This is a genomic window from Lysinibacillus sp. VIII_CA (assembly GCF_049943995.1).
In the GTDB taxonomy this organism is placed as follows: domain Bacteria; phylum Bacillota; class Bacilli; order Bacillales_A; family Planococcaceae; genus Lysinibacillus; species Lysinibacillus pinottii.
In genome coordinates this window covers 1-10,624 of the sequence record NZ_JBNFXM010000037.1, presented here as the reverse complement: position 1 = coordinate 10,624, position 10,624 = coordinate 1, and the positions used below count along the sequence as shown (strand labels likewise).

Here is a 10,624-nt window from a genome sequence, read left to right as displayed (position 1 = left end):
TTGAAGAGACAGGAAAACAATATAAAAGAATTAGAGGGCTTTTAGAAAAAGCACCCCAAAAAGTATAAGTTTTTACAACATGCAAGGATCGGGTAGTATTTTTTGTCTTACCGAATTATGACCTTTCTCAAAATAAGCAGCTATATTTATTGTCGTTTTGCTCGAATTGTAAAGAAAAAAACTATGAGTAGAATAAAAAAACTTTCAAGGTACAAAAAGTACAAAAGGATGCCTACTAGGCATCCTTTTGTACTTTTTAACATGATTATGTACTAACCAAATATAAATAGTGCCTTTTTGCCCTTTGTGCAGAAGGACAAAAAGGTACCTTAATTAGAATATCGATTTCTTGAATTGAAAGCTATCCAACAAAGGGACTGAAAGTAAAATAAGGAAAAGTTTACTTAAAAAAATACAAATTATACAAGATTTATTGATATAACTATCTCGAATTAGGCAGTAATGAGAGGACAAAAATTTAAAGAGCATAAGGAAAAAGTGCACCCAACATAGTCGTGGGGCTAGGCAGGGCCTAGCTTTTTCATGATATCAATGAAATGAGGAATGATATACATTCCTCAGGAAAGATATAAACAAAATATATACAGCTACTATGACTACAATTCACTTTTATTCTCTTTCAATCTTCTCCGAATGGTAGCTTCCGAAACGCCAAATATTCGTGCAATTTCTCGATTACTTTTCCCAGCATCTTTTAAATGTAGTAACTTCGACTCATTGATGCTTAACTTAGGACGACCATTAGGGTTTCCACCTCTCCATTTCTCATCATTTTTTTCATGTTTATTATTTTTAAAAAATCGCTTTAGCAAATCCACCCCTCCTTATATGCGTCTTAACTCTAAATTTTAAGTTTTGACGCATATATTTTCAACTTTACATATGTTTGTAGGTCTCAAAAACATATAAAAAATTAGGGAATTCAAATGTTCAACGAGAAATAATGTAACCGGGGAGTGGAATTGTTTAGGTTTTGCAAAAAAATAAGAGAAATTGATAGAGCAATTGAAATGATTGGTTTCAATATCAAGAAAAAAAGTGCTGCTGTTGAGGATAAATCTGCATAGATTATTTGTTTGGAAAAGTATGTAGGAAACATATAGAAACGAACGTAAGTTTGTGTAGAAAATAGGAAGAATCGCACTTTTTCATGGGTACACCGAAATACTAGGCTCTGCCTAGTCTAACACCACAAGTGATAGCAAATTTCCCTTATGCTCTTCAGTACGGCCTACTCTAGGAATTTGAAATAATATGTCGAAATTCACATGAGAAATTAAAAATGGAAATATGAGGTGATACATATGGCAAAAGTTAATATTGAAGAAATTATTGATCACTTGAGTTCAGAAATGAGAAGGTCATTTAGAGATTCAGTAAATAGCGTTATTCCAGGAGCAACTTTTGATGAAAGCAAACTTTTTAGACGATTTAAGAGAGAGGTACGTAGAAAGTGCAGTACATGAGAAAACGTACCCGACCAGTATGTTGATTCTAAATAGCAATTAAATTCAACTGAATATAAATGAATATTAAAATAAAAAAAACGTTCCCAAATGCAAGTTTGGAAACACATTAAAAAGCCACAAATGTTGTACCATCAACGTTTCGTGGCTTTTCTTATGAACATTGTTTATACACTTTTTTATACAGTTAGAGTAAACGTTGATATAACAGTATTTTTACTTGTTTGGCTTGTTCTTCACTTTGCATAAAATCGTGTATATTTCTTAACTTTGTAAATTAGTTTAAACTAGTTTACTTTTTTGAATCAGAATTACTAAGAGTTATCTTAGGTGCGTGAAAAGAGCCAAGTACAACGTGCAGGATTAAGAGTGTGCTACAGCACACTCGAAAAGCGCGTCGCACTTGGGTTGGAATGGTATACAGGAAGGTTTAAAATTGTATACATAACAAAGTAGAACTATATGGAGAACGAAATGATAGGTATATCGGTTGAAAAAGGAATGAAATTTTGTTACATGGGCAGCTATAATATTGCCCTTCTTAATATACATAAAATTGATTCCGATTTTTGAAGTTAGGGAGTATTTAAATCAAAAAAGGGACAGTTTAACCGTCCTTCTTTAGATTTAAATACTTATTCACTTCTTCCCAATAAAAACTCTTACTCAATGACTATATCAATAGTTTGTTTAATTATTTCAACATTTTCAGCAGAGAATTTGACAACTAATTCATATTTTCCTGGAGTTAGTTTTTTTGTATCTACTGCTATCGGATATTCTAGTGCTTCATTAGGCTTTAATGTTATTTTATCGCCTATATTTCGTTTAGGAATATCATATATCAATGATTCAGGCAGGATATATTCCTTGCTTCCTTCTGTTCTTTGTAAGGAGAGACTTATATCATTTATTTTACTAAATATAATTGTAATTGGTTCTGTTTCAACAGATGTAACTGAAAAATTAAATTTTTTTATTGGAGTATTTTCAGATTCAAGTTTGAGTTCTCCTATTAAATGTAATTTTTTTTCTTGGTCATTATTATTAATTAATAAATATGAAATCAATACTACGACAATTATTAATAAAAACAAAACTACTTTTTTCAATTTAACCACCTCATTTAGGTATTTTTGTCTATATACTTTGCAATTTTATTATACCATAATTTGATATGAATGCTAAAAATGGAAGGAGAATGGTATAAATGAAAAAAATTTGCATTTCACTTTTCGGATTGTTTTTATTTGTTACTCTCGGTACAGGTAATACTTTTGCGTCAGAAGGTTTAACACAAGAAGAAGAAGAAATTCTACTAAATGAAGTAGGGTTAGAAAATGAAGATTTAGAAATATTACCTTTGGAACAACTTAGAATGTTTATAGCAGAAGATGCAGAAGTTGTATTAGAAGAGTCTGAAATAGTAACTTTTAATGAAATCCCTACATTTGAAGAAGGGAGAATTACTACATTTGGAAGTATTAGTGAAAGTAAACTAAAAATCACTGGTAAAGCAGTGAAATTATCTAATAATAGTAGTGGTCAAAAAAGATATAATTTATATGGGACTTGGAAATGGATAACTGCTCCTATTAATACCTATGTTGATGGTATGTCAATTGGATTTGAATCTGGACTTGGTATACTTCTGCCTACAAGTGGAGGTAAAATATCTGAGCATTCTCATGAATACGCTACATATGAAAGAGGAATAAAAAACCTTAGAGAACATAGTGTTTATCCAGATGATTGGGCTCCAGGTAATGGCGTTGCTGCTTTATATGATATTGTACAAGGTGGATCTGGTCATTCAGGATATATTAGTCAAAATGTTTATATGACAAATAGTACTGGTTCAACAAATCTTAAATTTGAATATGCACACGCAAGAACAATTTTCAATCCTTCATTTAGTGTTTCTAAAGGGGTATTCGGTGTTTCAGTTGGAAAAACAATAGATACAGCCGATTTTGCTTCTACATTAAATTGGTAAAATCCAATAGTTATATAGAAAATTTAGAGTTTTAAAAAGCACCTTTATGTATACATGTTGTAGCGTCACAAAAAAGCCCCAAAACGCTGTTAAACCAAAGTTGTATAAAATGCTGCATATACAATAACTTATGATTTAACTAAAAAGGTAGTAATGACAAGAGTTTATCCTTTGTCGTTACTGCCTTTTTCTTTTGTTTTGTTAAGTTTCTGAGAACAATCGAGATGAACCATTATCCAAGAAATGATATTTCGATTGGCCTCATAGGCCGATAAACTGTCTTCGCTCTAATGATTCTTCTAGGCTAAGAATTGAACAGTAATTTTGGCTACTGTAAGACTATCGGGAGGGTGAAATATGCCCTGAATAATAAAAAAACAAGAAGAATGATTTTGTATTTGGGAGAGTACACCCCATTAGAGCGATCGGCTAATACAAAAAAATTAAAAAATAAAGAAATAACTTTATATAAATAAATTAATTAAATATTGATGTAAGGGTTATCAAAATATTTAAGACGCCAAATTTTGGTCTTATCCTTGTCCAGCTTATTTACATTCTTTTTAAAAGTTTTTTCGGAAAGAGGTTGTTTTTTTTCTACGGATTTCCCTTTATAGATTGTTGGTTCGAACAACACTTTAAAAACTACAACAATCTAGGAGGAAATATATTATGGCATGTTATGAAAATAGCGTTAACACATCACAGGGGAAAACAGCAAAGCTTTTTGTTTGTGCAACAAACAATGGTATCAACGTTGACGTATCACTAAAAGGTCAACCGGGTGACACTAAAGTGATTCGAGGTTATGTCCAATTAATCTTAGAAGAAGCGAATCAGTATGAGGCTTGGGTTCAGGTTTCTTCCCAGAATGAAGGTTTATGGGCAGATTCTACTATTAAAGACAAAACTGCTCGGATTGTTCATTCTTATATTTCTGGAAAGAGTTTGGTTCGAGTTATTGCGAAAATATATTCTGATGCCAATTACAAATACCTAATTTCCACAGCATCAACGAATGGCTTCATTCGTGAATAAAACAACAAAAAATATTACATTGGGGGGAATATATTATGGCATGTTACGAAAATAGCGTTACTACATCACAGGGAAAAAAAGCAAAGCTTTTTGTTTGTGCAACAAACAATGGAAGCTACGTTGATGTATCACTAAAAGGTCAACCTGGAGAAGATATAATGATTCGAGGTTATGTTGCATTCTTCTTAGAAGAAGCGAATCAGTATGAGGCTTGGGTTGAGGTTGCTGCACATCGTCCTGGTTTATGGGAAGATTCGAGAATTAGCAGCAAGGATGGTCGTCTTTATTTTAAAAAGAATGGAACCATTGTGCGAGTTATTGCAAAAATCTATGCTGATGCAAACTATAAATATCTAATTGATACAGCATCAACAAATGCTTTTCAGCGTTAATAGAACCTGTTAAATAATGTCTCCTGCGTAAGTAGGAGACTTTTTTTTGTTTCTATTGTTTGAGCGTAATAAATTTGGGATAATTGTTAATAGAGGTGGTTTAAAATTGAAAAAAAGTTATATTTGGGGTGTTCTTTTTGTAGTTGTAGTTTTAAGTGTGAGTGTTGCGTTTTGGATTATAGATAAAAATGATAAAGAAACATATTCGAATATTGTCGAAGATGGAAGAGAAGAATCAACAAAAGATACGGATTTATCTTGGGTAGACGGTGTTCATGCCGATATGCTTGATGATTGGAAAAGTGGAGATAAAACGTTTGATGAGCGTCTAGTGCAAGAAGTAATGCTAGATATGACACACCAAAAGCTTGATACACATGTAAAAGAAGGTTCAATGGAAATAACACCGAAACGAATTGACAATTTGATGCAGATAGCTGAAGAAGAGAAAGCCGTCTTTTTTAAGAGTGAAACATATTTGGATATATTAAAACGTTGGAAAGAAAATGATTTTTCAACAGTTGAGGATGACCATAAACTACTCCATTCTCTCTATGATAGATAACGGTTTGAACAACAAATTACACTACAAATAAAAAATCTTGTAATGGAGTCATTAGAAAAAGGAACTCTCCAGAAGGGTAGTCTGTACGTTCTATTGCTAAAATAGTTAATGTTGGTTTAGGTACGGTGCAGAAATACAGCAAATGAACAATAGTTTTTTCTACGAATAAACTATTAGTTAGATCATGTGATTTAGTGCGTTAAAAAGAGAAAGTGAAGATACAATATAAAAGACAGTAATAACAAGGTTTTGTCCCTTGTCATTGCTGTCTTTTTCTAATGTTATGTAAAGTCGAAATTCATGAACATAAAAAATTTTTTTAACCTTTTTTTGAAAAAAAGGTTGTTAAACCGAAATGAAATTACCTTTATAGAGTGTTAGATGGTTAGCCAATCATAACAAATAAAAAAATATCTATTTAGGAGGAATTACATTATGGCTTCATTTATTCTTGGTACTCGAAAAGGTACTTCTACAACATTCACGTATCCACACGCAGGTATATTGCAATTGGATTATGTAATGGCTCTAGCTGTGCAGTATTTAGAAACCAAAACAGCAGAGTCCACTATGGCAAATGGTTTGTCTCGTATTGAAATGGCAGGAGCTTTAGGAGATGTTTTTGGCACTTCAAGTAATACAACTGTTGCAAATCGTATCGCAGTGCATATTTGGCCAGAGACAAGTGTACGACAAGACTTTGCAACAGCTGCTCGAGCTGGTCGTAAGAATATCAAGGCAATTAACGATAAAGTTGAATCTGGTGGTTACAAATCTGTTACAGTTAAGGTTAATTACACAGAAGTGTACAACCTTGCAACAGGACGTACTGTTTTGACAGTCATTGATTCTGCAACGGCTACTTCATATAACAAATAATATGTACAAAAAAACCTGCTTATTTACAGCAGGTTTTTTTGTTATTTAATGTCCTTTAAAGCATCGAAAAATTCATCATCACCTTTTAAAATAGTGTATTCATAAAGTAATTTTTCCTCGGTTTTCGTTGAATAGTCTAGAAAAGCAATTTGTTTTTTCTTTTCAGATACGTGGAGCCCGTATTCTTTATTTGATTTAATATTGATAGCATAATCAACATCTTCATACGGAGTTGCACCGAATGTTTTTTGTACTTGCAAGTTATTTATCGCATCTATAATTCGTTGTTGCTGTTCTTCGTCTGTGACATTTACTTTATTAGGATTTAGAGGTTCTGATTCAATTATACGAATGTTTAAAGAATTTGGTTTTTCATTGAAATTGGCATCATCAAAAATATCTGCTACTGTATAAACTTTTTCAAATTCAGCTTTAGCAATAGCTTCTTGTTTTTTTGATTCTTTATTTTCGTACACATCCCATGTCATTAAGCCAATAGCAACGGTCAGAACACTAATCGTTATGAAGATACGTTTACGCATATTTTTCCCCCGATTTCCTTTTTTGTAATTAAATTATATCAAAATTTGTATTCAACTGTTGTATTCAGCTTTGTTATATAAAGGGATTTTTTGAAGATCTTTCGAAAATGGTTGTCAAACCGTCTATAGATTTCCCTTTACTAAAGAAAGGAGGGAATTCGATGGGAGAATATGAATTTTTAATCGGCTTGATTAGCAATACAGGATTTCCAATTGTCGCTTTTTTACTGATCTTTTGGAAGTTCGATAAATCTCTTGGATTGCTTGCAGAAGCCGTGAATAATAATACGAATGCAGTTCAATTATTATTACAAAAAGAAAACCAAGGAAATAAAAATAAGTAATTAATTTTTACAATAATAAATGATATTTTTTTCTTATTTTTATGATGTTAAATTTGTAAAATGAACATAATTATGGATGTTAGTTTTCTTTTTTTTACCCTAAAATAGAACGTATGTTTCTTTTTTTGTATAGGAGTTGATTTTTTGATTCAAAATCGTCTATTAAAATCTTTTTTAGAAAATGAAAAAGTAAGCAAGCTGTATAAAAGTTATTTAGAGAATCCTGCCCCTCATACGAGAGACACTATTGAAAAATTATTTAAAATCCACGTTCGAAAAATTCAATTACTTAGTTATTTTTCCCATGTTTTGTATTTTGAATCTCAAAGATATGACAAACAAATCCGTCATAATAACCAAGTTAATCAGTTAACGTTAGATAAAGGCATTAACGATGGTGAGAACAAATTTATTGATTTAATTCCCGATGAAAGTATTGATGATGATTCTAAGTGGATACATTCTGACTTCACTCATTTGGAAGTAATTTTCGAGGACAAGCAACTATATAATATTGTTTCGAAATTAGGACCAAAAAAGAAATATATATTGCATTCTATTTTTGTAGATAATCTAACGGAAGAAGAAATTTCAAAAAAACTAGGTATTTCAAAACAAGCTGTCAATAAAGCTAAAAACCAGGCTTTTCAAAAAATTAGGCAGGAGTATTCAAAAAAATCGAGGTGATGTTGATGCCAATAAATGAATTAAGTGAATTAAGAAGTACGGCATTCCAACAGGAGGTTCTAGATATGTTGCAGCCTAAAATTAAATCAGTTTTACATCAGACCAGTTTTCAAAATAGGATGGATTTGGAACAGGAAATTTCGTTAATGATCATTAGGGTTGTTAAAACAAAACAATTTAGAAAAGTACCTTCGTTCTTCGAACTTATTGAAAGTGAAAAAATTATATAAAAAGGCTCCACTCTTTTTTCTCCGTTACCTGGAGAAAAGTAATAGTATTATTAGTTAACTAATATAAACTAATATATTAGAAACTATTAGGAGAGTGAATAGTATGTGGGAGCTGACAAAAGACAACAACGTTTCCGAGCTTATCGCGAGTAAAAAATCGTTAAAAGAGCTTAGAAAGTTTTTAAATACACGTGATACAACCATACGAGAAGTATTCAATTCATTAGGGTACTTTTATAATAAATCGCAACATGAATGGCAACGTGACGCCGATGTTCCGAATAAAGATATGACTTTTAATGAAGCATTGGCACAGTTAAAAGCAGTATCATCAAGACAAACTCCTAAAGTGAATAGAAAACTAATAGAAGTTAATAAAGAGCTAATAAAAACTAATAATGAACTAATAGAAACTAATAGTCAGCAAAACCTAGAGGTTTTGAACGCCATTGGCCTGTCAAAAAACGAATTTCATGTGTTAAAAAAGATGATTCAAGAGCGCATTCAGCAAGAGGATCCACATGAACAGTTATCAATTTTTAATGAGATTGCGAAATTAAATACGAGAAGTAGAAAAAATAAAACGTATTATATTTCAGAGGAGTTAGTGGTAGAAGTAGATCGTGTCGCAGATGAGTTAAATATAAAAAAATCGCAGTTGGTCGAGGTTGCTCTACTAGAATTTTTCAAGCGTCATGGCTCTATTCAATAAACTAATAGAAACTAATAGTCGTAGAATATATTTACAAGTTACTAACTTTAGCGTATGGTAAGAATAACTAAATCGAACGTAAAAAAGCCATTCCCCAGTGACTAACATCGGATTGCCGTCCTTTGTTAATCGCTTTATCGTATCTCGTACATACGATGCAGCTTGTCGTGAAATGACTCTTTATCTGTTGTAATAAGTATAGATACTATCTATATACGTCATTCTAGTATGAATTAGAAGACATTTCAACAGTTAATTAAAAGGTCATTAAAGATTATTCCTTAATCTAAAGCGTTTTGCATCGTTAAGAAACACGATGTGAAACGCTTTTTTGCTTCCAAAAAGGGGCAACTACCATGAAAAATAAACTAAAAACTACACCAAACCAAGCAGTCCAAACATTTATGACATACGGCAATCAAAATGGAGATCGGCAACTCAAAGAAGAACGCCTGCAGCAATTAGAAGAAGTACTAGCAACCCAAGGAATTTATCCTGGTGGGAAAGTACATAGAGTGCTAGAAAAATTGATTTATGATCTTACATACAACGGCATTATCAAAGTAAGCCGAGAGCATTTGAGCAACAAATTAGAGGTAGGATTAAATACAATCTCAACAGCTTTTAAGTATATGGAGCAATCTAAGCTATTTATCCTTTCCAGAAACAAATCAGGAAAGACGAATAGTGGTTGTCGGGTCATTTTGGATGTGCAGCATGTTAACTTTGAAAGTATTTTAAGTGGTATTTATCGTCTAACTGCTTATGAAATTGCCATCTTAAAAGAAGACTTTAAACATCTGAGTAAACATCAAAACAAACATCAGGATTTGGCTGAAAACGTTGGCGTATCAACGCTGAATGGCTCAAATTCGACTTTTAACTATAATAACCAAATTAAAACATCAAAAGATATAAAGACGTCTACTAAGCAGGCGTCTGATAAGAAAAATAATCTTTACAATCGTTTGAAAGACCTTTATCAAGCACGTACAGGCTCTTTAGAGGGCTTTAAAGCCTTTGCAGGTGTTATCTATGGTTCCATGAAAAAAATTAAAGCAGAGGACAAGCTAGGGCTATCTAAGTGCCAATTAGAAACAATCATGTATCAATCATTAGATGCAGCCATTTCAGCGAGCGATCAATACGTTAAAACCAACCGTTTAGCCTTACTAAGTGCCATTATTCGCAACAAAATCAACGATTTAACGGTTTCGAATTCATCTGCAGCATCAGAAAAAGAGAAAACTAGAAAAGTAGAAGTGGTACCTGCATGGTTTGCGACTCGTCATGAGCAAGAAGAAGAATTAACAGAAGAAAAGAAAGCCTATTTTGCACAAGAACGTGAGCGAATATTGGCCAAGTTACGAGATCTCTAATCAAATGAGGAATGGTGAAAACCATACCTCTAGTTTGTTATGATTATTTTTAGGTAATAAAAGGGAATTATTACTTTTAAATTTTTAAAAAAGGAGATTATATATGATGCAAAATAACACACTTTCAGGATTTCATATCAAAAGTAAAAAAAGTGAAGTATTGAAACTACATCCTAAAAAGTACACGTGGCACATCCCTAAATATTTACGTGATTTAAACATCCAACCAGGTGATATTGTTAGTGTCGGAAAACCAATTGCACGTATCTTAGTAACAGAAGTTTTTAGGGAAGAGTTTGAAGAGACAGGAAAACAATATAAAAGAATTAGAGGGCTTTTAGAAAAAGCACCCCAAAAAGTATAAGTTTTTACA

Annotated in this window: 14 protein-coding genes; 11 read left to right on the top strand and 3 right to left on the bottom strand. The window is 32.1% G+C overall.

From position 1 onward, the window contains the following. Positions 1-617: 617 nt before the first annotated feature. Positions 618-833 carry a helix-turn-helix transcriptional regulator gene (locus ACP3VS_RS23650; RefSeq protein ID WP_426390194.1) on the bottom strand — a complete coding sequence of 72 codons (216 nt, stop codon included), beginning with the start codon at positions 831-833 and terminating at the stop codon, positions 618-620. 492 nt (positions 834-1,325) lie between these two features. On the opposite strand from ACP3VS_RS23650, the gene ACP3VS_RS23645 reads away from it, so the two are divergent. After that, positions 1,326-1,487 carry a hypothetical protein gene (locus ACP3VS_RS23645; protein WP_426390192.1) on the top strand — a complete coding sequence of 54 codons (162 nt, stop codon included), beginning with the start codon at positions 1,326-1,328 and terminating at the stop codon, positions 1,485-1,487. 662 nt (positions 1,488-2,149) lie between these two features. On the opposite strand, the gene ACP3VS_RS23640 is transcribed toward ACP3VS_RS23645, so the two are convergent. Then, positions 2,150-2,599, bottom strand: a complete 450-nt coding sequence (locus ACP3VS_RS23640) for a hypothetical protein (RefSeq protein WP_369578495.1) — start codon at positions 2,597-2,599, stop codon at positions 2,150-2,152. A gap of 98 nt (positions 2,600-2,697) precedes the next feature. Here ACP3VS_RS23640 and ACP3VS_RS23635 point away from each other — a divergent pair, with 98 nt between their 5' ends. The 5 genes from ACP3VS_RS23635 to ACP3VS_RS23615 all read left to right on the top strand — a co-directional run bounded on the left by ACP3VS_RS23635 (position 2,698) and on the right by ACP3VS_RS23615 (position 6,357). Then, on the top strand, positions 2,698-3,483 hold the full coding sequence (locus tag ACP3VS_RS23635) for a hypothetical protein (protein WP_426390191.1): 786 nt from the start codon (positions 2,698-2,700) through the stop codon (positions 3,481-3,483). A gap of 672 nt (positions 3,484-4,155) precedes the next feature. Further along, positions 4,156-4,521 carry a hypothetical protein gene (locus ACP3VS_RS23630; protein WP_369578493.1) on the top strand — a complete coding sequence of 122 codons (366 nt, stop codon included), beginning with the start codon at positions 4,156-4,158 and terminating at the stop codon, positions 4,519-4,521. A 35-nt stretch (positions 4,522-4,556) separates the two neighbouring features. Beyond that, positions 4,557-4,913, top strand: coding sequence for a hypothetical protein (locus ACP3VS_RS23625; protein ID WP_369578492.1), 357 nt, complete (start codon positions 4,557-4,559; stop codon positions 4,911-4,913). A 46-nt stretch (positions 4,914-4,959) separates the two neighbouring features. Further along, positions 4,960-5,478: a DUF6241 domain-containing protein gene (locus ACP3VS_RS23620; protein WP_369578491.1), complete on the top strand. Its 519-nt coding sequence runs from the start codon at positions 4,960-4,962 to the stop codon at positions 5,476-5,478. A gap of 435 nt (positions 5,479-5,913) precedes the next feature. Next, on the top strand, positions 5,914-6,357 hold the full coding sequence (locus ACP3VS_RS23615; protein WP_369578490.1) for a hypothetical protein: 444 nt from the start codon (positions 5,914-5,916) through the stop codon (positions 6,355-6,357). A 41-nt stretch (positions 6,358-6,398) separates the two neighbouring features. Here ACP3VS_RS23615 and ACP3VS_RS23610 read toward each other — a convergent pair whose 3' ends face one another. Further along, positions 6,399-6,899 carry a hypothetical protein gene (locus ACP3VS_RS23610; RefSeq protein ID WP_369578489.1) on the bottom strand — a complete coding sequence of 167 codons (501 nt, stop codon included), beginning with the start codon at positions 6,897-6,899 and terminating at the stop codon, positions 6,399-6,401. 161 nt (positions 6,900-7,060) lie between these two features. Here ACP3VS_RS23610 and ACP3VS_RS23605 point away from each other — a divergent pair, with 161 nt between their 5' ends. The 5 genes from ACP3VS_RS23605 (at position 7,061) to ACP3VS_RS23585 (ending at position 10,615) form a co-directional block, all read left to right on the top strand. Then, on the top strand, positions 7,061-7,243 hold the full coding sequence (locus ACP3VS_RS23605) for a hypothetical protein (RefSeq protein WP_426390188.1): 183 nt from the start codon (positions 7,061-7,063) through the stop codon (positions 7,241-7,243). 144 nt (positions 7,244-7,387) lie between these two features. Further along, the gene (locus ACP3VS_RS23600; RefSeq protein WP_426390186.1) at positions 7,388-7,930 is read left to right on the top strand and encodes an RNA polymerase sigma factor; all 543 of its coding nucleotides are present in this window, start codon (positions 7,388-7,390) and stop codon (positions 7,928-7,930) included. Between the two features lie 333 nt (positions 7,931-8,263). After that, positions 8,264-8,872 carry a hypothetical protein gene (locus ACP3VS_RS23595; RefSeq protein ID WP_426390184.1) on the top strand — a complete coding sequence of 203 codons (609 nt, stop codon included), beginning with the start codon at positions 8,264-8,266 and terminating at the stop codon, positions 8,870-8,872. 356 nt (positions 8,873-9,228) lie between these two features. Further along, positions 9,229-10,251, top strand: a complete 1,023-nt coding sequence (locus ACP3VS_RS23590) for a hypothetical protein (protein WP_426390182.1) — start codon at positions 9,229-9,231, stop codon at positions 10,249-10,251. 103 nt (positions 10,252-10,354) lie between these two features. Beyond that, on the top strand, positions 10,355-10,615 hold the full coding sequence (locus ACP3VS_RS23585) for a DUF5839 family protein (protein WP_141905943.1): 261 nt from the start codon (positions 10,355-10,357) through the stop codon (positions 10,613-10,615). Positions 10,616-10,624: the final 9 nt, after the last annotated feature.

Coding starts and splice junctions, on each gene's coding strand:
- ACP3VS_RS23645 (WP_426390192.1), top strand. CDS start 1,326: ATGGCAAAAGTTAATATTGAAGAAATTATTGATCACTTGAGTTCAGAA.
- ACP3VS_RS23635 (WP_426390191.1), top strand. CDS start 2,698: ATGAAAAAAATTTGCATTTCACTTTTCGGATTGTTTTTATTTGTTACT.
- ACP3VS_RS23630 (WP_369578493.1), top strand. CDS start 4,156: ATGGCATGTTATGAAAATAGCGTTAACACATCACAGGGGAAAACAGCA.
- ACP3VS_RS23625 (WP_369578492.1), top strand. CDS start 4,557: ATGGCATGTTACGAAAATAGCGTTACTACATCACAGGGAAAAAAAGCA.
- ACP3VS_RS23615 (WP_369578490.1), top strand. CDS start 5,914: ATGGCTTCATTTATTCTTGGTACTCGAAAAGGTACTTCTACAACATTC.
- ACP3VS_RS23610 (WP_369578489.1), bottom strand. CDS start 6,899: ATGCGTAAACGTATCTTCATAACGATTAGTGTTCTGACCGTTGCTATT.
- ACP3VS_RS23605 (WP_426390188.1), top strand. CDS start 7,061: ATGGGAGAATATGAATTTTTAATCGGCTTGATTAGCAATACAGGATTT.
- ACP3VS_RS23595 (WP_426390184.1), top strand. CDS start 8,264: ATGTGGGAGCTGACAAAAGACAACAACGTTTCCGAGCTTATCGCGAGT.
- ACP3VS_RS23590 (WP_426390182.1), top strand. CDS start 9,229: ATGAAAAATAAACTAAAAACTACACCAAACCAAGCAGTCCAAACATTT.
- ACP3VS_RS23585 (WP_141905943.1), top strand. CDS start 10,355: ATGATGCAAAATAACACACTTTCAGGATTTCATATCAAAAGTAAAAAA.